Source organism: Novosphingobium terrae (assembly GCF_017163935.1).
GTDB classification, from domain to species: Bacteria; Pseudomonadota; Alphaproteobacteria; order Sphingomonadales; family Sphingomonadaceae; genus Novosphingobium; species Novosphingobium terrae.
This window is the reverse complement of record NZ_JABVZR010000002.1, coordinates 242,964-267,748: the sequence shown is the minus strand read 5'-3', so window position 1 is coordinate 267,748 and position 24,785 is coordinate 242,964. Positions and strand designations below refer to the sequence as shown.

The following is a 24,785-nucleotide window of genomic DNA, read 5'->3' as shown; positions in this document are numbered from 1 at the left end:
GGGTGCCACGGGCAGCGAGCTTAAGGGGGGATCAGCTGTGGCGCGGAGCGGCGCCGACCGATCAGGTCAGTTGGATGTCCAGCCCTTCGGGCGTGGCGTAATCGGACATGCGCCGACGCGAGAGATCCCAATGGGCCCGCACCAGAATGCCCGCCCGGTCAGGGCTGCGGCTGGCGATGGCCTCGATGATCTGATCGTGCTGTTCCACGGCGGATTGCAGGCTATCCTGCATCTCCTGCGTGGGCGGATGCTGATAGAAGGTCATGCCCAGACGGGAATGATCGATCAGCAGGCGGCGCAGGCTGGGCATCAGATAGTCGTTATGCGCCATCTGGCCGATCTGGAAATGGAAGCGGTCGTTGTAATGGACGCGCCCGCTGACATCGCCGGCATCGATCGCCATGCGGAAGCGGCGCTGGATCTCTTTCAGCCCGTCGATCTCGGCAGGTGTGGCGTTGGTCGCGGCCAGCTGCGTGGTGGCGACATAGAGCAGCGGCGCGGCCAGAAAGAAATTGCGCAGCGACTGATAGCTCATGGACGAGACGCGGGCCGGGCGGTTGGGCTCCAGCTCCAGATAGCCCTCGGCGGCCAGCTGGCGCATCAATTCGCGCACCGGCGGGCGTGAGAGCCCGAATTCCTCGGCCAGCGCCACCTCGTCCACCACCGCGCCCGGAGCCAGCTCCATGGTCACGATTCGGCGCCGCAGGCTGTCGTTCAGGACAGTCTTGCGGTCCAAAGGTTGGTCAAGGGACGCGTCAGCTTCGATCATGTCTGGCGCTTTCATACCTGCCTCTCCGCTGCTCGTGAAGAGCTGCTTTTTCCATGCCGCCGCTTGGGGTGCGGCTGTGACTGCGACCTGAGTCGAAATACAATCTGTAGACACAACATAGACTGAAAGAAGTCATTCCGTCTATAGGGCTTGCAACGCATTTTGATTCGCCCTGAATCAAGGGCCGCCGCGAGGGACGCCGGAGAGAAGAATGTCAGCGAAAAACATCCCCTTGGGCCTGGCCTTCGGCATGGCGGCGGGGGCCTTCTGGGGCCTGGTTTTCGTGGTGCCCGATGTCGCGAATCACTTTGGGCCGCTGCAATTGTCGGCGGGGCGCTATCTGGCTTACGGGGTGTTCGCGCTGGCGCTGCTGGCGCCTCACTGGCGGCGGATCGCGCCGGCACTGGGCCGCGCGGAATGGATCGCGCTGGCCTGGCTCAGCCTGCTGGGCAACATCCTCTATTACGTGCTGCTGGCCAGCGCGGTGCAACTGGGCGGCGTGGCGATGACCTCGCTGGTGATCGGCTTTCTGCCCGTCACCGTCACCATCATCGGCAGCCGCAGCAAGGGGGCGGTGCCGCTGCCCAGACTGCTGCCCTCGCTCGCTCTAAGCATGGCGGGCATCGCCTGCATCGCATGGCAATCGCTGGGCGCCGCCAGCAGTGCCTCCTTTCTCACGCAGGTGAGCGGCTTTGCCTGCGCGGTGGGGGCATTGGTGTCATGGACGGGTTTTGCGGTGGGCAACAGCCGCTGGCTGGCCCGGCTGGACGGCTTTTCCGGCCATGACTGGAGCCTGCTGATCGGGGTTATGACCGGCGCTCAGGCCCTGCTGCTGGTGCCGCCCGCGCTGCTCTTCGAAGGGATGGGGCAGGGCGCGCATGACTGGCTGATGTTCGCCGGCGTCTGCACGGGCGTCGCGCTGTTCTCCTCGATCATCGGCAATGGGCTGTGGAACCGCATGAGCCGCCTGCTGCCGCTGACGATGGTGGGGCAGATGATCCTGTTCGAAACGCTGTTCGCCCTGCTTTACGGCTTCCTGTGGGAGAAGCGCTGGCCCACCATGTTCGAGGGGCTGGCGATGGTGCTGGTCGTGGCCTCGGTGCTGTCATGCCTTGCCGCTCACCGTCCGAGGGAAGGCAGCGAGCCTCTGCTGGCCGATCATTGAGGCATCAGGCAGGGTGCGCTGTCTCAAGCCGATTGGGGCGGGTTTCACGCAGGAACAGGCAAGCCAGCACGATGGCCACCCCCGCGCCCGCCGCCAGCCATAGCGGCGCGGTGAGATCGAAGCGCTCGACCAGATAGCCGCCCGCCACGGGCCCCAGCGTGGCACCCAGCGCGTCCCCGCCGATGGAGACGAAGCCTACGGCGGTGGCTGTCTGGCCGCCGGGCGCCAGCTCCATCGGCACCAGCACCATGGCCAGCGCGGCAATGGCCGGGCCTGTCGAGGTGAGCATGGCCACCGGCACCAGCAGCCGCGCATCGAGCCCGGGCAGCAGAAAGCCGAGCGGCAGGGCGGTGGCGATCACCGCCGCCGTCAGCAGGGCGGGGCGTCGCCCGATGCGGTCGGACAAAGCGGGCCAACTGAGGCAATAGAGAAAGCCGCCAAAGCCCGAAGCGCCCAGAATCCAGCCGATCTGCGTGCCGGAAAAGCCCTTTGTCTGGCTCATAAACAGCGGGGCGAAGGCGTTGAAGGCGAAAATCCACACCGTCAGCATCAGCGCGGCAAGGAAGCACAGCCACAGATCGCGTGAGGCAAGCACCGCGCGGGCTGTGGCAAGGCTGGCGGAGGGGCTGGCGGGGCCGGCATGGGGCCCGCGCGCCGGTTCGGGCACATGGCGCGCGACCACGGCGGCCAGGATCAGCCCTGGAATGCCCGCCGCGAAAAAGGCCGCCTGCCAGCCGAAATGCGCGGCGATCTGCGTGGCGAAGACCGGGCCAATGGCCGACCCCACCAGCGATCCGGCGCAGACCACCATGCCGACATTGCGCCCGCGCCGTTCGGGGGTGGAAAGGTCCTCCATCGTTGCCATGATCACCGACCAGCAGGGCCCCTCGGCCAGACCCAGCAGGGCGCGGATCAGCAGCATCTCCTCGAAATTGCGCGCCAGACCCGACACCCAAGACAAAAGCGAAAAGACCACCATCGCGGGCACCAGCACCCTTTTGCGCCCCACCCGGTCCGACACCATGCCGAAGACAAAGGTGGAAAGCGCCCAGCACACCGAAACCGCCCCCGCCAGCAGCCCGATCTGGCTGGGCGAGAGATGCAGGCCGCGTTCCAGATCGGGGCCGAGGAACAGTTGCTCCATGCGGTCAAGCATCACCGTGCCGAAGCAACAGGCGAGGATCAGCGCGACGGTGGTTTCAGAGATGGTTACGGAGGGGCGGGAGGGCATCTCAACGCATCACATGGGAGAGGGAAAGGCTGAAGCTGCGACGGTTTGCCGGGGAAGAGCCATTGCCCAAAGTGTCGGGCCGGGGGGCAGCATGGCCGCTGATGACCTTTGTGCTGTCGCGACTGCCTGCCAGCGTGGCGGTGCAGGCAGCCTTCAGGGCCTGAATGATGGTGAATGTCATGGTTCTCTCCCTTCCCCTGGCCTTGTGGTCCGGCCTTGTGGGGGCAATGCAAACAGATAAGTTACAGACGGTTGGCGGTGCTCCGTCCGAAGGTGGCGAACATCGGATGCGGCGCCCAGCCGACCTGCGCATCGATCACCACCGAGGTCTCCGCGGCAAGGGCGCGGGCCATCACAACGTCCAGATCCTCCAGCCGTTCGAGGCGCTCGCCATGGCAGCCGAAGGCGCGGGCGATGGCGGCGTAATCGGTGCCCTCAAGATCGGTGCCGATCTCGAAGCCATGTTTGCGCTGGGCGGCGCGGATCACGCCCCAGCTGGCATTGTTGTGGATGATGGTGATGACCTTCAGCCCGTAGCGCCGGGCGGTGTCCAGCTCCTGCAGGGTGAAGCCGAAGGCGCCGTCACCCGTCAGGCAGAAGACGCGTTTGTCAGGATGGGCGCCCGCCATGGCCAGAGCGGCGGGCAGGCCGAAGCCCAGATGGGACATGCCGGGCTCGTGAAAGCGGGTGCGGGCGGCCAGAGCGGGGGTGAACTCATTGCTCCAGAAGCTGGTGTGGCCGCCATCGAAGGTGACCAGATCGTCTGGGCCGATATGGCGCGCGATGCCCTGCGCCAGAGCGCCGGGATGCATCCGGCCTTCAATCGCGTGCAGGGCGATGGAATCGCGATAGGCATCGCGGCTGGCCATCAGCCCCGGTAGCCAGTCGGGCGAGGGGGAGAGGGCGATCCCCTCCAGCGCCTGCAGCAGAGCGTCTATGGCGAGGCCCGCATCGCTGGTCAGCCCGATGGTCAGGGGCAGGGTCTGCCCCAGAGCGGCCGGATCGATGTCGATCTGCACCAGCTTGCGGTCGGGCCGGTCATCCCATTGGGGCGGCCCATCGACCCACATAAAGGAGGAGAAACGGCAACCGAAAGCCAGCACCAGATCGGCCTGCTGCAAGGCCTCGACCACGGCACTGCCCCCGACAAAGCCGCCCTGGCCCAGACATTGCGGATGATCCTGCGGGATGACACCCAGACCCATCTGCGTGGTAACGCCCGGGCAGCCGATCCTGTCCAGCAGTGCGACAAGGCGGGCGCAGGCCTCTGGCCCCGACCGGGCCACACCGCCGCCTGCCACGATCAGGGGGCGTTTGGCCTTGCGCAGCAGATCGACCACCTGCGCCACATCCTGCGCATGGGGGGCGGGCGGGCGGCCCATAAAGCGTGCCATGGGCGCATCCAGTTCGGCGCGGCTGTAGCGATAGGTGCCGCCCAGAATCTCGGTGGGAATGTCGAGATGCACCGGGCCGGGGCGCCCGCTCAGCGCCTCGCGCAGGGCGCGGTGGAGCAGTTCGGGGAGCCGCTCGCCGATGGTGACGCGCGCATTCCATGTGGTGAGGTGGCGATAAAGCGCCTCATTGTCCGTGGAGCTGAAGCCGCCGCGATGCGGATGCATGATGGCGGAAGGGTTGCTGGAGGTGATCGCCAGCACCGGCAGATGATTGGCCCATGCGCCGCCCAGCGCGCTCAGCAGATTGAGGCCCCCCGGTCCGGTTTCCCCCAGACACAGCGCGATCCGCCCCGTGGAGGCGGCGATGCCGCTGGCCATGAAAGCGGCGCTGGCTTCATGCCTGACGCCGGTGAAGCGCATATCCTCGCGCTCGGAAAGGGCCTTGAACAAAGGGGACAGCTTGCCGCTGGCCAGACCGAAGACATCGCGGATGCCCAGATGATGCAGCATATGCACCAGAGCCTCGGCGCCGGTCATGGAAACATGGGTGGGCAGGTCCGGGTCTGGCATGGCGGGCTTTCCGTCTGGCGATGGGATGATCCGTTTGCGAGAGAAGTGCTATCCAATCAAATCGTATAAGTTGCATGGTGCATAAGCCTGAGTGATACCTCCTCGCAAAGAGGCACCGGGAGAGGGCATGATGATTGATCCGCGCCATCTGGCTCATCTGCTGGCCATTCACGAGCAGGGCTCGCTCAGCCTTGCCGGGCAGGTTCTCAACCTGTCGCAGCCGGCGCTGTCGAACAGCATCGCGGTGCTGGAGCAGCGGCTGGGCGCGCCGGTGCTGATCCGCACGGCGCGCGGGGCGGTGGTCAATGATCTGGGGCTGGCGCTGGTGCGGCGGGCGCGGGAAATCCGCGCTGTGCTCGATCATGCCGATCAGGAGGTGACCTTGCTGCGCCGGGGCCGGATCGGGCCGCTGGCGGTGGGCGTTACCCCCAGTCTGGTCGAGCAGTTCATGCCCGATGTGCTGGAACAACTGCTGGCTGAACTGCCGCAGCTGTCGGTCTCGGTGATCGAAGGGCTGGATGGCGCGCTGAACGATGCGCTGGTGGCAGGGGATCTCGATGTCGTGGTGGCCTCGGTCGGCCAGCCCCATGCCTCGCCTGAGATTTCGGAGGATCTGCTGATATCCGATCCCTTCCTGCTGGCGGTTCACGAAGACTCGCCTCTGACGGGCCGCACGAGGCTGACATTGTCCGATACGCTGGACCAGCTTTGGGTGATGCCGCGCCCGGGCGGTTCGGCCTTTGCCCATGCGCAGGCGATGTTTCTGAACGCCGGTGTCGATTGGCCAAGGCGCACGCTCTCGACCAATTCGGTGGCGCTGACGCATCAGTTGGTGGCGCGGATCGGCGCGGTGGCACTGGTCAACCGGGTGACGGCGCGGGGCTGGCTACCGCCTCTGCGCACCATGCCGCTGGCCGAGGCCGGGCATCGCAAGATCGGTCTGCGGCGGCGCAAGACCAGCGAGGCCTCGCCGGCGGTGCAGGCCTTTGCCCGCATCGCCGCGCAGGTGTTCGCGCGGCAGAGCGAGGCGTGAGCGCCGGCCGCCGGGCTTTTTCTTCGCGAGGATGAATAAAATATATTCTATCGATTTAGTAGAATTTGCTAATGCGCCATCGTTGTCACCTGTCTGGATCAAGGCTGCCCATGACGCTTGCCGATGCCGCTGCATATTCCGTCCGCGATGGTTTCCCCCTCTTTCCTGATCGTTGCTTCGCATGGAATTGACACCGCGCCGCCGCAACCTGCTCTTCGCCTTTGCGCTGACGGCAGGCGTGCTCAACCTTGTGGACCGGCAGATCATCTCGGTGCTCAAGCCCACGATCTCCGCCGATCTGGGCTGGAGCGACAATGATTACGGCACGCTGGCGGCCTGGTTTCAGGCGGGGGTGGCGGGCGGCCTGCTGCTGGCGGGCTGGATCGTGGACCGGCTGGGCTGGAAATGGGCCAACACCGTGGGCGTGGCGGCATGGTCGCTGGCCGCGCTGACGCATGGCTGGTCGCGCAGCATGGCGCAATTCCTGCTGTGCCGGGTCACGCTGGGCGCGACAGAGGCCATGGGCACACCTGCGGGCATGAAGACGATGATCACCATCTTCGCTCCGCATCAGCGTTCGACGGCGATCGGCCTGTCCAATGCTTTCACCAGCCTTGGCGCGATTCTGGCGCCGCTGGCGATCCCGCTGGCGGCGGTGGCCTGGGGCTGGCGCGGCACCTTCGTGGCGGCGGGGCTGGTGGGGCTGGTCTGGGCGGGATGCTGGTGGGCGGTGACACGCGGCATCACCATCGCCGAGCGCCAGGATAACGCCCCGGTGAGCGAGGCGCCGCAAGGCTCGATCCTGCGCGAAAGGCGGACATGGGCCATTGCCGTCGCCAAGATCCTGTCCGATGCGACATGGTGGCTGCTGCTGTTCTGGATGCCGGACTATTTCAACCGCCAGTTCGGGCTGACGGGCCTCGATCTCGGGCCGCCGCTGGCGGTGGCTTATTGCGGCTCGGCGGCAGGATCGCTGCTCTCGGGCATGGCGGGGACGGCGATGCAGCGTCGGGGATGGAGCACGCGCGCCACGCGTCAGGCGGTGATGCTGGTGTCGTCCTGCTGCGTGCTGGCTCTGCCCTTCACGCTGATGACGCACAGCTATTGGTGGGCCGTGGCGCTGCTGGCGCTGACGCTGGCCGGGCATCAGGGCTTTTCGACCAGCCTCTTTGCGCTGATCGCCGATATCGTGCCGCCGCGCCAGATCGGCCGGGTGACCAGCTTTGGCTCGCTGTGCGGCAACATTGGCGGCATGGTGCTGACCAAGGTGGCCGGTCTGGTCCTGACGGCGGGCCTTGGTTATGGGCCGCTTTTCGGCTTTGGCGTCTCGTCCTATTTTCTGGCTTTGATGTGGCTCAGGTGGATGGTGCCTGAGTCACGCCCGGCTTGAAAGAAGCCTGACCTGAACGCAAAAAGGGGGCGGCGGGCTTGAAAACCCGCCGCCCCCTTTTCGTTGTCTTCAGAAGTGGTAGCTGGCGTTGACGCCGACATAACGGTCATTGTCGCGCGGGACAAAGCGCACCGTGCCTGCCGTGGTGCCATTGCCCAACAGGTTGGAATAATGCGTGTTGAGCAGGTTCTTCACCACGCCCCGGATTTCCCAATTGCGCTTGTCGATCAGGGCCAGGCTGGCGTTCCAGATGCCATAGGATGGCTGGATCGTGCTGGGGGTCTGGGTCAGGGCGAATTGGGTGGCGCTGCGGAAGGTCCAGTCGGTCTGCAGTTCCACGCCCAGCGTGTCATTGAGCGGAATGCGCCAGGCGCCACCGCCGCTCAGCTTCCAGTCGGGGGCGAAGGGCAGGGGATCGCCATCATAATTGGGGCAGGTGGTGGCCGCCGGGCAGTTGAAATGGCGGATGCGCGCATTGCTGTAGACCGCCGCCCAGTTCAGCGTCAGCCGGTCCGTGGGGCGGGCCGTGGCGTCCAGCTCGATGCCGCGCGTGCGCACCGTGCCCGCATTGATCAGGCGGGTGACGGGGGCGCCAAGGAAGCTGTCCTGATAGTTCGCCTGATAGCCGGAAAAGTCCGTCCAATAGGCCGCGATGCTGCCGCTGAAGGTGCCATCACGCGTGCCGCCCTTCAGGCCGACCTCATAGCTGTTGGAGGTTTCGGGCTTGAGCGCGATCTGGTCAAAGGCCTGCATGTTGAAAAACACGTTATAGGCCGGGCCCTTGTAGCCGCGCGAATAGGTCGCATAGGCTGTGGCTTGCGGCACGATCTTATACTGCACGCCAACGCGCCCGCTGCCGTCCACATGGTTCACGCTGCCGGTGTTGTAGCCGATGGAGGGGCGGATGCCCGTCACGCCGGTTGCGGTATCGGCATTGCGCTGGTCGTAATAGCTGAGCCGGTCATAGATCAGGCGACCGCCGAGGATGAAGGTCAGCTTGTCGCTGGCGTGCAGGTTGGCCTCGCCGAACAGGGCCAGATTGTCGGCGCTCGTGCCATACGTGGCGGTGCCGGAGTTGGTCTGGGTGGTGGTGGCCGTCAGCAGCTGGGTGACCGTGCGCTGATAGATTTCATTGGTGTTGGCATGCAGGTAATAGGCGCCCAGCACATAGTCGATCAGCTTGCCCTGAGGCGAAGCAAGGCGCAACTCCTGGCTGAACTGGTTGAAGTTGACATAGCCATTGTCGAACCCCTGCGGAAAGCCGGTGGCCAGGATCGAGCGCTGGTCCCAATCGGGCACCTGACGGTTCTTCCATTCGCGATAGGCGGTGATGGAGGTGACGGTGTAGTCACCGGGCCGCCATTCGGCTGTCAGCGAGCCGCCGTAATTGTCATCCTTCACATAGGTGTCGAAGGTGGAGTTGACGGTCTTGTTGTTGGCGCTGGCGGTCACGCCTTCCTGCGCCAGAAGCCCGGCCAGCGCGGTGCTGTTGGTGGTGGCGCCGCCAAAGGCGGTCTGCGATGTGCTGGCATAGACACCGTTGGGTGTGGTGTCCTTGTTGTGGAGGTAGTCGCCGGCCAGCGTGATGGTCAGATTGCTGGTGGGCTTGGCCACCAGCTTGCCGCGACCGCCCCAGCGCTCATAGCCATTGACCCAGTGGTTGGTGCCCAGATTGCGGACATTGCCCTGATAATTGCCGTAGAGCCCGCTGATCGAATAGCCCAGCCAGTCATTGATGGGCCCCGAGAGCCCGGCGCGGATGCGCTCCTCATTGCCCTGATAATAGCCGACGTCGATCACGCCGGTCTGATGGTCGGAGGGCGCCTTGGTGACGATGTTGACCACGCCTGCCGAGGCATTCTTGCCGAACAGCGTGCCCTGCGGCCCGCGCAGCACCTCGATATGATCGAGATCGACCAGATCGAATGTGGCCTGACCCGGACGGACCAGCACCACGCCGTCAACCACCGTGGAAACCGAGGATTCCACGCCCGGCGAGGTGGTGATCGTGCCAATGCCGCGGATGAAGATGTTGCGGTCCTTGTTGGAGGCGCCGTTGCGGAAATCGAGGCTGGGCACCGTCGCGGCGATGTCCTGAATGGTGTTGAGATTGCGTGATTGCGCTGTGTCGCCCTTCACCACGGAGATGGCGATGGGCACGTTCTGCAACTGCTCATTGCGGAAGCGGGCGGTGACAACGATGCCACCGGGTGCCGCGCCATCATCGGGCGCGGCCTGATCGGCAGCGGCGGGGGTGTCTGCCTTGCCGTCCGGTGCCGCTGCATAAGCGGTGTCGACGGCCAGAAAGCCGCTGGCCAAAGCCGTTCCGCCCAGCAGCGTGAGGGTCGAGATTATCCTATTCACCAAAAGCCTCCCTGAGTGATCGGCTTTCCATAAACTCTACAAAATCCATAGAGAAGAGAGTTTTTGTCTCTAGGGTGACAACGTAGGCTATCGCGGTGGCTGCGATCGGACCTTGCGAAGGGGGCTGACGCAGCATGGCAGAAAGCCCAAGCGCAAAGGTTGAGTTTGATTTTGGCGGCTCGCGTGCCAGATAGGATGCGTCTGCCAGCGGATCGGCGCAGGCACGCCGCAGCAAAGGAGCCTGTCTTGCGCGCTACGATCAAGGACGTTGCCCATGAATCGGGTGTCTCGATCAAAACGGTGTCACGCGTTCTGAACAATCAGCCGCGTGTCTCTGAAAAGGCGCGCAAAAGCGTGCAGGCTGCCATCACCAAGCTGAACTTCCGCCCCAGCGCCGCCGCGCGGAGTCTGGTTGGCCACCGCACCTTCCAGATCGCTCTGGCCTGTGACAATCCCAGCCCCTTCTATGTCCATGAAATGCAGGCTGGCATCCATGAGCGCTGTCGGCGCGATGGCATCCGCATGATCGCTCAACCCTATGATCACCGCTCGGAAGAGCTGGTCGAGGAGATCGAAAGCCTGATCGACTCCACCGGCATTGACGGGCTGATCCTGACCCCGCCCATTTCGGACCGGCAGGACATTCTTGACCTGTTGCAGCGCCGCGATGTGGCGTTTGTGCGTGTCACGCCGACCGGGGCGGTGGAACGTTCCGCCGTGTTTATCGACAATCAGGCGGCGGCCAATGCCATGACCCGCCATCTGCTGGCGCTGGGGCATCAGCGGATCGGCTTTGTCATGGGCCATCCCAGCTATGCCGGCAGCGTGGCGCGCCATGCCGGTTACCTCGCCGCTCTGACCGAATCGGGCCGCACGCCCGACCCCAGGCTGGTGCGCGAGGGCGGTTACGACTTCGCCTCGGGCGCCGCTGCCGCCGAAGGTTTTTTGGCGCTGGCCGAGCCGCCCACCGCCATCTTTGCCTCGAATGACGAGATGGCGGCGGGCGTGCTCAGCGTGGCGCATCGGCGCGGGCTGGCCGTGCCGGGGGCCTTGTCGGTGGCGGGCTTTGGCGATGATGCGCTGGCCAGTTTCGTCTGGCCGCCGCTCACCACCATCCGCCAGCCGACGCGCCAATTGGGCTTTCAGGCCGCCGATCTGCTGTTGGCACCGGCGGGCGAAAAAGCCTCGCGCGAGGTGCCTTATGAGCTGATCCGCAGAGAATCGACGGGAGGTGCCCCCCGTTGATAGGGCGGTTCAGAAGCCGAGTTCGCTCATTTCCACCACGCGATGTTCGCGGGCGCTGATCTCCGCCGCCGTGCCGATCGCCACGGCCATCAGACCGTCGCGCGCAGTGACCTCCACCGGGCCCTCGCCGCGCACGGCGGCAATAAAGCGCTGATGCTGATAGAAGGTGGAGCCGTGATGGCTGCCCGCCTGCAGCGCCGCTTCGTCGACGCCGATCACGGTCCGCTCGACCTGCTTGGGGTTCAGGAAACCCACGCGCGGGCTGTAGACCAGCGCACCTTCCGGTATCAGCACATCGAGTCGGGCCTTGTCCCCCACGGCGGTGACTTCTTCCTGATTTTCAGCGCCTTCGGCAAACATGGAAAGGTCCAGCAGGGCCCGCACGCCATTGGCGAAGTCGACGGTGGTGAAGCTGTTGTCGATGATGTCGGGCGTCTCGCCATCATAGCGTTCGTCGAGATGGTTCACATCCATCGCGCCCGAACAATAGACGCGCACTGCCTCGGATTGCACGATCAGCCGCATCAGATCGAAGAAATGGCAGCATTTTTCCACCATCGTGCCGCCGGTGTTGCGGCTGAAGCGGTTCCAGTCGCCCACCTTGGGCAGGAAGGGGAAGCGATGCTCGCGAATCGAAAGCATCTGCAGCTTGCCGACTCGTCCGCCATGCAACTGCGCGATAAATTCGGCAGCCGGGGGCATGTAGCGATACTCCATCGCCGTCCAGAAGGGGCGGGGCGAAGCCTCGGCCTGAGCCACAACCCAGCGCGCGTCGTCCAACGTTGTCGCAAGCGGTTTTTCGCAGAGGATGGCCAGACCTGCATCGAACAGCGGCTCCAGCACGCGGCGGTGGGTATAGTTCGGGCTGGCCACGATCACCGCATCGACCAGACCGCTTTTCGCCAGCGCGGCGCTATCGGCAAAGGCCTGAACACCCTCGGCTTTATCGCCAAGCGCCATGCGCGCCCAGCCCAGTGAACGCTCGACCGGATCGGCGATGGCGGTCACCACCGCACCGGGCGTGATGGCCAGATTGGTGATATGCTCCGCACCCATCATGCCGGTGCCAACGAGGCCGTAACGCACTTGCTCTACCATCACGACTGATCCTATAGGTGATAACGATGTCACCACCCCATACCACGCAGATCAGGGTTGAGCGCAAGATGGAATTTCTGTTGATCCGCAACGCCACGGAGAAGGCCCAATGAGCACCCCTTGCGAAGTCAGCTGGTTTTCGGCCCTGTGCGACGACGATTACGAATTCCTCGGGGTGCCCGATGCGCGTCTGCAATCAAGCTGGGAGCATTGCCGCGATATCGCCCTTCAGGCGGAAAGCGGCGGGTTCGACAGCATCCTGCTGCCCTCCGGCTACAATCTGGGGATCGACACCACGGCTTTCGCGGCGGGAATCGCCCCGCTGCTGCGCCGCATGGCCCTGCTGATGGCGGTGCGCATCGGCGAAAGCTGGCCGCCGCAACTGGCCCGCCAGATCGCCACCATCGACCGGATGCTGGGTGGGCGCCTGAAGGTTAACATCATCTCCTCCGAAATGCCGGGCGAGGTGCTGGGCTCGCGCGAACGTTACGCCCGCACTGCCGAGGCCATGTCCATCCTGCGCAGCCTGCTGAACGGGCAGCCGCTCGACCATGAGGGTGAATTCTGGAAGCTGAAGCTCGATCCGCCGCGGATCAGCACGGTTTCGGGCAAGGCGCCGCTGTTCTATTTCGGCGGCCTGTCGCCCGATGCGCGTGAAACCGCCGCCAAGGGTTGCGATGTCTATCTGATGTGGCCCGGCAAGCGCGAGGAAATCGCCGCCACCATCGCCGATATGAAGGAGCGGGCCGCCCGCCATGGCCGCAGCCTGCGCTTCGGCTATCGCGTCCATGTCGTGGTGCGCGACACCGAGGAAGAGGCGCGCGCCGCCGCCGACCGACTGCTCTCCAGGCTCGATCTGGCGCAGGGGGCGGCCATTCGCGCGCGCTCGCTGGATTCGCAATCGGCGGGGGTGCAGGCGCAGACTGCGCTGCGTGAGCAGGCCGTCGATGGCTATGCCGAGGAGAATCTCTGGACGGGCATCGGGCAGGCCCGTTCAGGCTGCGGCGCGGCGCTGGTGGGCAACCCGGACCAGATTCTGGCCAAGCTCACCATGTATCGCGAGATGGGCATCGATGCCTTTATCCTCTCGGGCTATCCCCATGCGGCGGAGGCAGATCTGTTCGCCCGGCATGTGCTGCCAAGGCTCGATCACGCGCCGCTGTAGCAGGGTGGCTTCAGGCCCCGGATCGATCAGAAATTTCAAGTTGCACCGCCGCGAGCATTCTGGTCATAGCGGCGCTGGATGCAGGCCGGAGAGACCGGTTCGCATCCGACCCGCACTGGTGCCCGCAAGGGCTTAAAATGGGAACGCGGAGAGGATCGGTTCTGGCCGATCCGAAACCGGGCTGTCCCTGCAACTGTGAGCGGTGAGTGCGATACTTGCAGTGCTTCGTCACAGGAACGGAGCGCGGCCACTGGGGCAGACGCTAACGCATGCGGGCCTCGGGAAGGCTTTGTATCGTGCGATGACCCGCGAGCCAGGAGACCTGCCAGCGTGGGGTCGCTCTTGCCGGGGCCCAGGGGGTGGCCATGGCACGGTGCTTGTCCGTCTGAGCGACGTGTCCATGGCCGGGGGCCATCAGCGCCAGAGCATGGCGGGCGATAGCGCCTGCCTGCCTGTTCTGGCGAAGAACGGGGCGTGCCGTTGCGGCATGGTCTGGTTCTGCCCCTTGCCCGTCGCCTGGCGTGGGGAATGTATTCGTGAAGAATCCGGGATTTTCGAGCGCGATGGCTCTGGCCCTTGCCATATCCAATTTTGGCATGGCGCAGGTCGCTCTGGCCGATGATACGGCCAGCGATGCCGAGAACGGCGCAGACAAGTCCACCATCGTGGTGACGGCCTCGCGTCAGGACCTGCTGGGCAAGGCGTCGACCGCCAGCGAGGGCACGGTGACGCGCGCGGAAGTGGAACTGCGCCCGATCTATCGTGCCAGCCAATTGTTTGAAGCTGTGCCGGGCCTCGTCGTCACCATCCATTCGGGCGAGGGCAAGGCGCAGCAATATCTCATTCGCGGCTACAACCTCGATCACGGCACCGATTTCGCCAGCTTTGTCGATGACATGCCCGTCAACCGCCCGACCAACGCCCATGGGCAGGGCTATTCCGATCTCAACTTCCTGATCCCCCAACTGGTGGCGGGGATCGACTACACCAAGGGGCCCTACACCGCCGGGATTGGCGACTTTGGCTCGGTGGCCTCGGCGCATACGCGGCTGCTCGATGATATGCCCGCGCAGATGGCCGTCACCATCGGCACCGATGGCTATCAGGAGCTGTTCGGCGGCGGCACGCTGCATTTCAGCAATGGCGGCAAGCTGCTTGGGGCGGTCGATCTGGGTCATTACGATGGGCCGTGGCAACCCAAGCAGAACTTCAAGAAGGTCAACGCCGCGCTGCGCTACTCGCAAGGGACGGCGACGGATGGCTTCAGCCTGACCGGCATGTATTACAAAAGCGGCGGCGGCCTCATCACCGACCAGCCCGAGCGCGCCATCGAGGAGGGGGTGATCGGTCGCTATGGCACGCTCGATCCCACCGATCACAGCCTGTCGGAGCGTTTCAGCCTGTCGGGCCATCTTGAGAAGGGGCTGGGCAGCGGTCAGCTTTCGGTCAGCGCCTATGCCATCCATTCCACCATGACGCTGTGGAACAACTTCACCCATTATCTGCTCGATCCGGTCAATGGCGATCAGGAAGAGCAGGATGAGCGGCGCACCACCATCGGCGGTGCGGCCAGCTACAAGGTCAAACACGATCTGGGCGGGATCAGCTTCGAGACCGTAGTGGGGCTGAACGCTCGCTATGACGGCGCCTTTGTCGACCGCAAGCATACGCTGCGGCGCACCACCATTCTGCCTTACTGCAACGCTCAGGATGATGACGGCAACACCACCACCTTCAGCGCGGTGAATGGCAATTGCACCGCCGATCATGTGCGGCTGCTCGATCTGGCGCCCTATGTGCAGGAGACGGTGCGCTTCACCCCATGGCTGCGCGCGGTCGTCGGTCTGCGTGAGGAATATTACCACGCTACCGACCGCAGCGAGATCGACGGCGGCAGCTATGCCCAGCATCAATGGCTGGCCCAGCCCAAGGCCAATCTGATCATCGGGCCTTTCGCCAAAACCGAATTTTACGCCAGCTGGGGCAAGGGCTTCCACTCCAACGATGTGCGCGGCGTGTTCGGCACGGTCGCGGCCGAGGGCATTCAGGCGAGCGGCGTGGCCACCCCGCTGCTCTCATCAACGACCGGTGTCGAGCTGGGCCTGCGCAGCAATCTGATCCCGAAGCTGCAGCTGCAGCTGGCCGTCTTCCAGCAGGATTTCGGCTCCGAGCTGACCTACAATCCGGATACCGGTCAGGATGAGGCCGGCGCCCCCAGCCGCCGTCAGGGCCTCGAGGTCGGCGGGCAGTACCATCCCTTCAAATGGCTGGAACTGAACGCGGATCTCGCTTTCTCCAAGCCGCGCTATCACACCAGTGATCTGGCCGCCTACGGGCTGGACCAGCCCTATATCGCCGACGCGCCCAATTTCATCTATTCCGCAGGCGTGCTGGTGAACGGGTTGGGGCCGATTTCGGGCGGGTTGCAATGGCGTCGACTGGGCACCCATTCGCTCAATGATGGCGAGAAATATCCGCAGGATGGCGGTTACAGCGAGTGGAACCTCGATGTCTCCTACGCCTTGCCTGCCGGGCTAAAGTTCACCGCCAGCATCTTCAACCTGTTCAACAGCAAGGATGCGGCGGCAGATTATTACTACACCAGCCGCCTGCAGGGCGAGCCCGCCGAGGGCATCACCGGCTTCCAGACCCATCCGCTGGAACCACGCTCGGCACGCTTTACCCTCTCCAAAACCTTCTGAGGCTGATGCGTTAAACGCAGCATCATGCCGCCCTATGTGGCGGTGTGATGCTGGCGATCAAGGGCAGAGAATTCGGAACCTCCCTGAACAGATCGGCGTTTCATTCATCGCCGGTCATGCCAGTCAGCGCTAGGGGCCGGAGGAGGGGAGCCATCCGGCCTGCCCGAACACGCGCGGAGCAGCATGAAAATCCCTGTGCCGAACATCGCCCCGAACCTTGGCCTCACCCTTGCCGCCGGCCTGTCCCTGCTGTCCGCCGGGGCAGCGCTGGCCGATCCTGCGCCCTTCGATCTGGCCGGGCCGGACATCCGCATCAGCGTGACGCGTCAGGGCGTGACATTGCCGATTGCCGCCGTCCCCCATCTGGCGGCGGGCGACAAGGTGAAGGTCGAGGCCGCGCTGCCCAAGGATGAAAGCGCGCATTACCTGCTGATCGCGGCCTTCCTGCGCGATCCGACCAACCCGCCCCCCAACGCCTGGTTCGACAAGGCGGAGGCGTGGAAACGCGCCGGCCATGGCGGCGGCCCGATCGAACTGACCGTGCCCGACAATGCGCAGCATCTGGTGCTCTATCTTGCCCCGGAGACGGGCGGCGATTTCAAGACCTTGCGCGATGCGGTGCAGGCCCGCCCGGGCGCCTTTGTGCGCGCCGCTCAGGATCTGGAGCAGGCCTCGCTCGACCGCAGCCGCTACGATGCCTATCTTTCCGAAATCAAGCGCATTTCCGCCACCCAGCCCGAGGCTCTGGCGCATCTGGCCCCCATGGTGGCGGACAGCCTGCGCATCAAGATCAACGAAGCCTGCCTGCAACGCCAGAGCGAGCTTCAGGCCAATTGCCTGCTCGATTCCAAGCAATCGGTGGTGCTGGGCAGCGATGACACGTCGAGCAGCAGCGCGCTCTCGGCCTCGGCGACCGATCTGGCGCTCAGCCTCAGCGCGACGCCTCAGGGCGGGTTCGGCTATTTCAGTCCCTATATCAGCGCGGTGCGCGATATTGTCGGCATTTTCGGGGCGATGCGCACGGCCAAATATCAATATATTCCGGCGCTTGGTGCCGCGCATGAGGACAGGCTGTCTCTGGCGCTCAACACACCGCCCTCTTTCGCCAATCCCAAATCGGTGCTGATGGCCGCGCTGCCCGCCGTGAAGCCCGCGCCGCCGCCGGTGCTGCATGTGACCACGGCCTCCAGCGTCCCCTGCTTCGGGGCCAAATCCGCCACGCTGGCCATGGTGGGGGCGCCGCTGCTCTATGCCACCACCTATGGCCATGATCTGGCGCTGCGGGTTCATCTCAAAAGTGGCGATGTCGATCTGCCGCTCACGCCCGATGCCTCACGCGGGGGGCTGGTGATCGGTCAGCCTGCCACGCCGTCGCCCGATCTGTCGGGCCCGGTGACGGCCACGATGCATGGCATGTGGGGCTACGACGCCTTCACCGGTCCGGAGGTAACGCTGCAATCCGCCGGAAGCTGGCAATGGCAGGCCAATGGCGCACCCAAGGGCGATGGGCAAATGCTGCTGACGGGGGCCCCGGCCTCCTGCGTCACCGGGGTGACGGTCACACCCGCCAATGGGGCCGCCGCCCCCGTGGTGTGGAAAGCCGATGGCGAGCATGGGCTGGCGGTGACCCTGCCCGCCACGTCCGGCAAGCCGGAGCCTGTCACGCTGACCATCCTCGGGCCGGAAGGCACTCATCCGGCCAGCATCACGGTGGAGCCCGTCAGGCAGGTGCAGCCCGTCGCCCAGATCACCGCGCACAGCTCCGAGCCGATCCATCCCGAACCGGGCGTGGCGCTGGAGCTGTCGCTCAACAGTCCGGATGAAATCCCTGCCGACACCCGCCTGAGCTTCACCCTGAAGGCCCGCGAAAAGGAGCATTTCAGCCCGCGCGATCAGGTGGAAGTGGCCACGGTCAATGGCGATGCCAGTGCGAAGCTGGCGTTCGGCAGCGGGCTGACGCTGGTGGATCAGGGCATTCTGGTCGCCAATCTGACCCCGGCTCAGGCCTTGGGCGCTTCGGCGTTCGGGCCGCTGCGGGCCCGTCTGCTGCGCGGCGGCGTGGCGGGCGAGTGGATGAGCCTTGGCATGCTGGTGCGTTTGCCCAAGCTCAGGCAGGTGACCTGCCCGGCTGCCCCCCCAACCGCTTCTGCTACCCCTTGCAGCCTGAGCGGGGAGGGGCTCTATCTGCTTGCCTCCGTCGCGGCGAAGCAGGATTTTGACGGCGCCGTCAGCGTGCCGGAAGGCTACCCGGGCTTCACCATCAAGGTGCCGCATCCGGCGCCCGACGGCACCTTGTTCCTGCGCCTGCACGATGCGCCCGAAGTGGTGAACCGCTTGCGGGTGACGGGCAGCACGGGGCCCTAAAGAAGGCGGGGCCATGGCATGAGAGCAGGGCCCCGCCAGAAACAGCTGTGGAGGCCAGGGGCGGGCAGCGCCGCGTCTTCGATCAGCCGCAGGTTGGGGGCGAGCTGATCGCTGCTCTGCTGCCCGGCCTTTCGCTTTGGAGATGGACAGGCGCTGATCCCTCGCCTTAATCATCATCATGACCCGTGATATCAGGCAGCTCGACCTCAACCTGCTCAAGGCGCTCGATGCGCTGCTGACCGAGCGCCATGTCACCCGCGCGGCGGCACGGCTGAACCTGACGCAGCCCGCGGTCAGCGGCATGCTGGCCCGGCTGCGCGATGCTTTCGACGATTCGTTGTTCCTGCGCAGCCAGCGCGGCATCGTGCCCACGCCCCGCGCGCTGCAACTGGCCGAGCCCCTGCGCCGCATGCTGGCCGAGGCCGAGGCGCTGCTGACCCCGCCAGCGTTCGACCCGGCCTCGGCCCGCCTGACGCTGTCTCTGGCCGCCACCGATTATGCCCTGCAGGTGGTGGTGGTGCCCTTTCTGGAACGGCTGCGCCAACAGGCCCCCGGCATCCGCGTGGCGGTGCTGACCGAAGGCAGCGCGACTCTGGGGCATTTCGAACAAGGCGATCTCGATCTGGCGCTGATGGCGCCGCCCTCGGTGCCGCCGGGCCTGCATGAGCGGCCGCTGTTCGATGAAACCTATGTGGTGGCCATGCGGGAAGGGCATCCTGATGCGGGTGAGGGGGCGCTGTCGCTGGATCGCTTCTGCGCGCTCGATCATGCGCTGGTGTCGCTGGCGGGCGGCGGCTTTCGGGGAGTGACCGATGCGGCGCTGGCGGCAATCGGGCGGGAGCGGCAGGTGATGCTTTCGGTCACCAGCTTTCTGGTGCTGGCGCAGGTGCTGCATGGCAGCGATCTGATCGCCGTGGTGCCGCGCCGTCTGGTGCAGGGCGTGGCCGGGTTGACGATGCGTGAGCCACCGCTCGCCATTCCGGGCTTCTCCAAGGTGATGGTCTGGCACGAGCGCACGCAGCGCGATCCGGCCCATCGCTGGCTGCGCGACCTGCTGGCGGGCTGACATTGCGATTGACGGCCCGCATTCTTGGGCGCACAGGACAGGCGGCGCAGAGTCCTGCGTCGATTCAGGAAGCGAGAACATGTCCAGCGACAGTTCCAGTATGACCGCACATCCTCCGGTCGTTGGCTAGTTAGGCGCTGGCTTTCGTCCGCAGGGGTGTGCGGACGGAAGGTGTTCAATGATGACTCTGATTGCCGGCGTTTCCGCCGGTGTCCGGCCCGCAAAGCGCGGGCTCTATCTTGCCGATGTGGTGGAGATGCTGCAGGCGCTGCCGCTGGCGGAAGCCGCGCGCAGGCTGGCGCAGATGCCCGATGTGCGCGCCGTGGGTGCGCTGGATCGGCCTGAATTCACCGCGGCGCCCAAGGTGATCGCTCTGCTGCCGCTGCCGCGCGCGGTGCAGTTCGTTTCGCAAATGGCCGAGGATCGCGCCGCTGACGTGCTGGCCGAGATGGAGCCGCGCGCCGCCGCGCCGATCCTGGCTGCCCTCGCGCCCGAGGTGCGGCATTCGCTGCACAATCTGCTGGCCTGGCCGGAAGACAGCGCGGGCGGCATGATGACCACCGAATATGTCGCGGTGCGTGTCGATGCCACGGTCGCGCAGGTGCTGCAGCATATCCGCATGGTGGAGCGCAGCCGCGAAACCATCTATTCGGTCTTTCTGATCGATACGTCGGGCTGTCTGGTGGCGACGGTCTCTTTGCGCCGCCTGATCGCGGCGGAACCGGAGTCGCCCGCGCTGGATCTGGCGCGGGGCCGGGGGCCGGTGACGGTTTCGCCCGAAATCGACCGCGAGGTGGTGGCCGATCTGATCCGCCGCCATGACCTGTTGGCGCTGCCGGTGGTGGATGCCGATGGCCGCCCGCTGGGCATCGTCACGGTGGACGATGTGCTCGATGCGCTGGTGGCCGAACATACGGAAGACGCGCAGAAATTCGGCGGCGTGGAAGCGCTGGACCGCCCCTATCTCGACACCGGCTTTCTGGCGATGATCCGCAAGCGGGCGGGCTGGCTCAGCGTGCTGTTCCTCTCCGAAATGCTGACCGCCAGCGCGATGCAGCATTTCGAGACCGAGCTGGAGCGGGCCGTTGTCCTCACCCTGTTTATCCCGCTGATCATGAGTTCGGGGGGCAACAGCGGCAGTCAGGCCACCTCGCTGATCATTCGCGCGCTGGCGCTGGGCCAGCTGCGGGTGAGGGACTGGTGGCGCGTGGCCCTGCGCGAATTGCCTGCCGGGCTGACGCTGGGCGCCATCCTTGGCCTGCTGGGCATCGCGCGCATCGCGACATGGCAGATGCTGGGCTTCTATGATTACGGCCCGCATTGGGTGCTGATCGCCGCGACGGTGGCGGCGGGGCTGGTGGGCATCGTCACCTTCGGTTCGCTAGCGGGATCAATGCTGCCTTTCGTGCTTCAGCGCTTCCGCTTCGATCCGGCCAGCGCCTCGGCGCCCTTTGTGGCGACGCTGGTGGATGTGACCGGGCTGGTGATCTATTTCTCGATCGCGCTGGCGATGCTGTCAGGGACGCTGCTTTAAGCCTCCTCCCGGGCCTGCCCGGCATAGGCAAAGGGTGAGAGCCCGAAATGCCGGGTAAAGGCCACGCTGAAAGCGCTGGCCGAGCCATAGCCTACCTGCTGGGCGATCCGCGCCAGTCTCGGAGCGGTTTGGCCCAATCCGGTCTGGCGCAGCAGATCACGGGCCAGCGCCATGCGCCAGCCGGTGAGATATTCGATCGGCGCCACGCCCACCTCGGCGCGGAACCGGTCGAAGAAGGTCGAGCGGGACAGGCCTGCCTCTTTCGCCAGATCCTTGATGGACCATGCCCGGATCGGATCGCCATGCATGCAACGCAGGGCAGCGCAAAGCCGCTCATCGGCCAGACCGCGCAGCAGGCCCGGCGGGGCGGCGGGGCCGGTGGTGGCGCGCAGCGCCTCGATCAACAGCACCTGCAGCAAATGCGAGAGGATCACATCGCGCGCCGGGCGCCCTGCATGGGTTTCCTCATTGAGCAGTTCGACGATCCGCGTCAGCCGCGCCTCGCCCCTGATATGCACCACGCGCGGCAGCAGCGAGACTAGCAAAGCGGTGTCGTCCGAGCCGAAGCTGCAATGGCCCACCAGCATGCGGACATTGGGCTGCGCATCGCGGGCGCCCAGCCAGAACAGGCCGGGGCCGATCTCGGCATGGAGCAGGGGCGCATCGCGTGGTGGCGGCACAAGGCTTGAGGTGGAGAAATCGGCGGCGGCGGGCACCAGCACGAAATCGCCCTGCTCCAGCACCAGTTCCTCCTGCCCGGCCAGCGAGAGGCGGCAGGCCCCATCCAGCACCGCGCAATAGAAGGGCCGCCCATCCTCGGAGCGGTGGACGCGCCATGCTCCCGCCCCCGTCACCAGCTTGGACCAGCCCGCGCTGGGTGCCAGCAGGCTGACGACATGCGCCAGAGGATCAGAAGCAAGCGGATCGGACATTTCGGACTTTCAGACATGATTGCCGGATTTCCAGCCATAGCACGTCCGGCGTGGCGAACCTACCTCTGGTCTGCCCCCAACAGGAGCTTATCCATGAACACTGTTCTGATCACCGGTTGCTCATCGGGCTTTGGCCTTGCCACGGCTCACCTCTTCCTCGATCGCGGCTGGCATGTCATTGCCACGATGCGCACCCCCAACAAGGATCTGTTCCCCGCCTCCGACCGGCTGACCATCCTGCCGCTCGATGTGACCGATGCCGACAGCATCGCCCGGACCATCAAGGATGCCGGGCCCATCGATGTGCTGGTCAACAATGCGGGCGTGGGCCTGCTCAATGCGGTCGAGGGCACCTCGATCGAAAAGGCGCGTGAGGTTTTCGAGACCAACACGCTGGGCACCATCGCCATGGTCAAGGCCGTGCTGCCGCAGATGCGTGAGCGCGGGGCCGGTGTGATTGTCAATGTCACCTCGACGGTGACATTGCGTCCGCTGCATCTGCTCTCGGTCTATACGGCCAGCAAGGCGGCGGTGAATGCCTTTACCGAGAGCCTCGCGCTGGAACTGGAGCCCTTCGGCATCCGCGCCAGGATCGTGCTGCCGGGCCGCGCCCCCGATACGGCTTTCGGTGACAATGCCCGCGCCCGGATGGGCATGGATTTTCCCGAGCACTACAAGGATGTGGTCGCCCGGATTCTGGAGGGCTGGCAGACCTCGACCGACCCCGTCACCCATGCCTCCGACGTGGCCGAAGCCGTCTGGCATGCCGCCACCGATCCGGCGAGCCCGATGCGTCAGCCCGCCGGGGCCGATGCCATCCTTTGGGCGCAAAACGCCTGACGCATATGGGGAGCCGATGCGCTGCGTCGGCTCTCTCAGCCTTGCTGTGTGCCGATCTCGGCCAGCACGGCCAGAAAGGCGCGCAATTTCGCGCTGGTCAGCCGGCGCGAGGGGTGAAGCGCCCAGATTTCGACCGGCGCCTGATCGACCTCGCCCCAGCAGGCAAGGCGCCCGGCATCGAGATCGGGCTGCACCAGCAACCCCGGCAGCAGCGCACAGCCCATGCCCTGAATGACCGCATCGCGCACCATCAGCAGCGAGGACAGCCTGAGCCGGGCCTGCGGCCTGATCGTCAGCGCCCCGCCGTGGACCGGCTTCAACCGCCATGTGCTGGCCGGATTGGCGCTGGCCAGCATCACCGCAGGCATCTCTGCCTCTGGGCCCGCTGATGGCTGCGGCAGCGCGGGCGCGGCCACGATCAGCCGCCGGTCATAAGCGATCCGCCGCCCGACCAGCCGCTCCTGCGGCGCCGGATCGATGCGCAGCACCAGATCGTAACCCTCCTCGACCGGATCGACATGGCGATCCTCGGCGATCACCTCCAGCCTGACCTCGGGGTAGAGATCGCAGAAGCGCTTCACCACCGGCATCAGCGCGACATGCGCCAGCACCACCGGGGCGCTGATCCGCAACACGCCGCGCGGCACCTCCGCGCCGCTGGCGACGGCCTGAGCGGCATCGGTCAGATCCACCAGCAGCCCATGGGTCTGCTCATGCAGGCGGCGACCTTCCTCGGTCAGGCGCAGCCTGCGTTCGCCGCGCTCCACAAGGCGCACGCCCAGTGCCTGTTCCAGTTCGGCCAGATGGCGCGACAAGGTGGGCTTGGGCCGCCCCGTCGCCCGCGAGGCCGGGCCCAGACCGCCATGCAGGGCGATCATGTCAAAGCTGCGCAGCGCGTCGAAATCGAGTTGAGGTTTCATTTTTGGAACATCCTGTCTCGATCTTGCCAGCTTCTGCTCGAAATTGAAACGGATCATTGAAGCGGGGCGGCGCGAAAGGGCGCCGATCCCAAAGCAAGGAGTCCCCATCATGACCATTCTGGTTACAGGCGCCACCGGCACCATCGGTTCGCAAGTCCTCGCCCATCTCGCCGCTGAAAAGGTTTCGGTGCGCGCCCTGACCCGTTCGCCCGGGAAAGCCGCTTTCCCCGCCGGGGTCGAGCCGGTCACCGGCGATCTCTCCGATCCCGGCAGCATTCTCGCCGCGCTTCAGGGCGTTTCGACGCTGTTCCTGCTGGTCGCCAATGTGGCCGATGAGCTGACCCAGGCGATGCTGGCCGTCGATGCCGCGCGTGAGGCCGGGGTGAAGGGCATCGTCTATCTCTCGGTCTATCGCGGCGAGGCCTATGCCGATGTGCCGCATTTCGCCGGCAAGGCCACGGTGGAGCGGATGATCGCCGCTCTGGATCTGCCCGCCACCATCCTGCAACCGGCCTATTTCATGCAGAATGATCTGCGCCAGCAACAGCCGCTGACCGGCCCGGGTTTCTATGTGATGCCGGTGGGCGGCAAGGGCATCTCGATGGTCGATACCGGCGATATCGCTCTGGCCGCCGCGCGCGAATTGCTGCGCCGTGAGCGCGCCGAAGCCCCGCTGCCCGCCGTGACCTATCCGCTGGTCGGCCCGGATGCGCTGACAGGCGAGGCCCTCGCCGCCCTGTGGAGCGATGTGCTGGGCCGCAGCATCCATTACGCGGGCGATGCCACAGAAACCGTGGAGCAGATGCTCAAGGCGAGTGGCCCCGGCTGGCTGGCGCGCGATCTGGTGCTGATGCTGCGCCGCTATCAATCTGATGGGGCGGTGGCCTCGGCGGAGGAACTGGCCGCAACCGCCGCCGTGCTGGGCCGCGCCCCGCGCAGCTATCGCGCCTTTGCCGAGCAGGCCGCCGCGTGGTGGACCGCCGCCTGAACCCGGGAGACAGGC

19 protein-coding genes and 1 riboswitch are annotated in these 24,785 nt (G+C 65.6%); of the genes, 11 read left to right on the top strand and 8 right to left on the bottom strand.

The genetic code is table 11. From position 1 onward, the window contains the following. Nucleotides 1-61 precede the first annotated feature (61 nt). Nucleotides 62-769 carry a GntR family transcriptional regulator gene (locus HGK27_RS19795; RefSeq protein ID WP_206244565.1) on the bottom strand — a complete coding sequence of 236 codons (708 nt, stop codon included), beginning with the start codon at nt 767-769 and terminating at the stop codon, nt 62-64. Nucleotides 770-980: 211 nt separating this feature from the next. Here HGK27_RS19795 and HGK27_RS19790 point away from each other — a divergent pair, with 211 nt between their 5' ends. After that, the gene (locus tag HGK27_RS19790; protein ID WP_206244564.1) at nt 981-1,934 is read left to right on the top strand and encodes a DMT family transporter; all 954 of its coding nucleotides are present in this window, start codon (nt 981-983) and stop codon (nt 1,932-1,934) included. A 4-nt stretch (nt 1,935-1,938) separates the two neighbouring features. Here the strand turns inward: HGK27_RS19790 and HGK27_RS19785 are convergent, their stop codons facing one another. From HGK27_RS19785 to HGK27_RS19775, 3 genes are all read right to left on the bottom strand, one after another. Beyond that, nucleotides 1,939-3,165 carry an MFS transporter gene (locus HGK27_RS19785; protein WP_206244563.1) on the bottom strand — a complete coding sequence of 409 codons (1,227 nt, stop codon included), beginning with the start codon at nt 3,163-3,165 and terminating at the stop codon, nt 1,939-1,941. Nucleotide 3,166: 1 nt separating this feature from the next. Next, complete coding sequence (locus HGK27_RS19780; RefSeq protein WP_206244562.1) at nt 3,167-3,346, bottom strand: hypothetical protein; 180 nt, start codon at nt 3,344-3,346, stop codon at nt 3,167-3,169. Nucleotides 3,347-3,407: 61 nt separating this feature from the next. Continuing rightward, entirely contained in the window at nt 3,408-5,129 is a 1,722-nt protein-coding gene (locus HGK27_RS19775) for a thiamine pyrophosphate-binding protein (RefSeq protein ID WP_206244561.1), read from the bottom strand. A 127-nt stretch (nt 5,130-5,256) separates the two neighbouring features. On the opposite strand from HGK27_RS19775, the gene HGK27_RS19770 reads away from it, so the two are divergent. Together HGK27_RS19770 and HGK27_RS19765 are read left to right on the top strand one after the other, a co-directional pair. Continuing rightward, on the top strand, nt 5,257-6,162 hold the full coding sequence (locus HGK27_RS19770) for a LysR family transcriptional regulator (protein WP_206244560.1): 906 nt from the start codon (nt 5,257-5,259) through the stop codon (nt 6,160-6,162). Nucleotides 6,163-6,343: 181 nt separating this feature from the next. Beyond that, complete coding sequence (locus tag HGK27_RS19765) at nt 6,344-7,552, top strand: MFS transporter (protein WP_206244559.1); 1,209 nt, start codon at nt 6,344-6,346, stop codon at nt 7,550-7,552. 69 nt (nt 7,553-7,621) lie between these two features. Here the strand turns inward: HGK27_RS19765 and HGK27_RS19760 are convergent, their stop codons facing one another. Beyond that, nucleotides 7,622-9,916 (bottom strand): TonB-dependent receptor, encoded by a 2,295-nt coding sequence (locus tag HGK27_RS19760; protein ID WP_206244558.1) that lies wholly within the window; start codon nt 9,914-9,916, stop codon nt 7,622-7,624. Nucleotides 9,917-10,162: 246 nt separating this feature from the next. Here HGK27_RS19760 and HGK27_RS19755 point away from each other — a divergent pair, with 246 nt between their 5' ends. Further along, nucleotides 10,163-11,161, top strand: a complete 999-nt coding sequence (locus HGK27_RS19755) for a LacI family DNA-binding transcriptional regulator (protein ID WP_241127654.1) — start codon at nt 10,163-10,165, stop codon at nt 11,159-11,161. A 9-nt stretch (nt 11,162-11,170) separates the two neighbouring features. On the opposite strand, the gene HGK27_RS19750 is transcribed toward HGK27_RS19755, so the two are convergent. Continuing rightward, complete coding sequence (locus HGK27_RS19750; protein WP_206244557.1) at nt 11,171-12,259, bottom strand: Gfo/Idh/MocA family protein; 1,089 nt, start codon at nt 12,257-12,259, stop codon at nt 11,171-11,173. 109 nt (nt 12,260-12,368) lie between these two features. Between HGK27_RS19750 and HGK27_RS19745 the strand changes: the two genes are divergently transcribed. The 5 genes from HGK27_RS19745 to mgtE all read left to right on the top strand — a co-directional run bounded on the left by HGK27_RS19745 (nt 12,369) and on the right by mgtE (nt 21,090). Then, a complete protein-coding gene (locus tag HGK27_RS19745; protein ID WP_206244556.1) occupies nt 12,369-13,424 on the top strand; it encodes an LLM class flavin-dependent oxidoreductase in 1,056 nt (351 codons plus the stop codon). Nucleotides 13,425-13,523: 99 nt separating this feature from the next. Continuing rightward, nucleotides 13,524-13,768: riboswitch (cobalamin riboswitch) on the top strand. Between the two features lie 192 nt (nt 13,769-13,960). After that, a complete protein-coding gene (locus tag HGK27_RS19740) occupies nt 13,961-16,126 on the top strand; it encodes a TonB-dependent receptor (RefSeq protein WP_241127652.1) in 2,166 nt (721 codons plus the stop codon). A 183-nt stretch (nt 16,127-16,309) separates the two neighbouring features. Continuing rightward, entirely contained in the window at nt 16,310-18,490 is a 2,181-nt protein-coding gene (locus tag HGK27_RS19735) for a hypothetical protein (RefSeq protein WP_241127650.1), read from the top strand. A 178-nt stretch (nt 18,491-18,668) separates the two neighbouring features. Then, nucleotides 18,669-19,556 (top strand): LysR family transcriptional regulator, encoded by an 888-nt coding sequence (locus tag HGK27_RS19730; protein ID WP_206244555.1) that lies wholly within the window; start codon nt 18,669-18,671, stop codon nt 19,554-19,556. 178 nt (nt 19,557-19,734) lie between these two features. Further along, nucleotides 19,735-21,090, top strand: a complete 1,356-nt coding sequence (mgtE, locus tag HGK27_RS19725) for a magnesium transporter (RefSeq protein ID WP_206244554.1) — start codon at nt 19,735-19,737, stop codon at nt 21,088-21,090. Here the strand turns inward: mgtE and HGK27_RS19720 are convergent. Then, nucleotides 21,087-22,022: an AraC family transcriptional regulator gene (locus tag HGK27_RS19720; RefSeq protein ID WP_206244553.1), complete on the bottom strand. Its 936-nt coding sequence runs from the start codon at nt 22,020-22,022 to the stop codon at nt 21,087-21,089. The genes mgtE and HGK27_RS19720 overlap by 4 nt on opposite strands. Nucleotides 22,023-22,115: 93 nt before the next feature. On the opposite strand from HGK27_RS19720, the gene HGK27_RS19715 reads away from it, so the two are divergent. Continuing rightward, nucleotides 22,116-22,862, top strand: a complete 747-nt coding sequence (locus HGK27_RS19715; RefSeq protein ID WP_206244552.1) for an SDR family oxidoreductase — start codon at nt 22,116-22,118, stop codon at nt 22,860-22,862. Between the two features lie 35 nt (nt 22,863-22,897). Here HGK27_RS19715 and HGK27_RS19710 read toward each other — a convergent pair whose 3' ends face one another. Continuing rightward, complete coding sequence (locus HGK27_RS19710; RefSeq protein WP_206244551.1) at nt 22,898-23,782, bottom strand: LysR family transcriptional regulator; 885 nt, start codon at nt 23,780-23,782, stop codon at nt 22,898-22,900. A gap of 109 nt (nt 23,783-23,891) precedes the next feature. On the opposite strand from HGK27_RS19710, the gene HGK27_RS19705 reads away from it, so the two are divergent. Next, nucleotides 23,892-24,770, top strand: coding sequence for an NmrA/HSCARG family protein (locus HGK27_RS19705; RefSeq protein WP_206244550.1), 879 nt, complete (start codon nt 23,892-23,894; stop codon nt 24,768-24,770). The last annotated feature ends 15 nt before the right edge of the window (nt 24,771-24,785 follow it).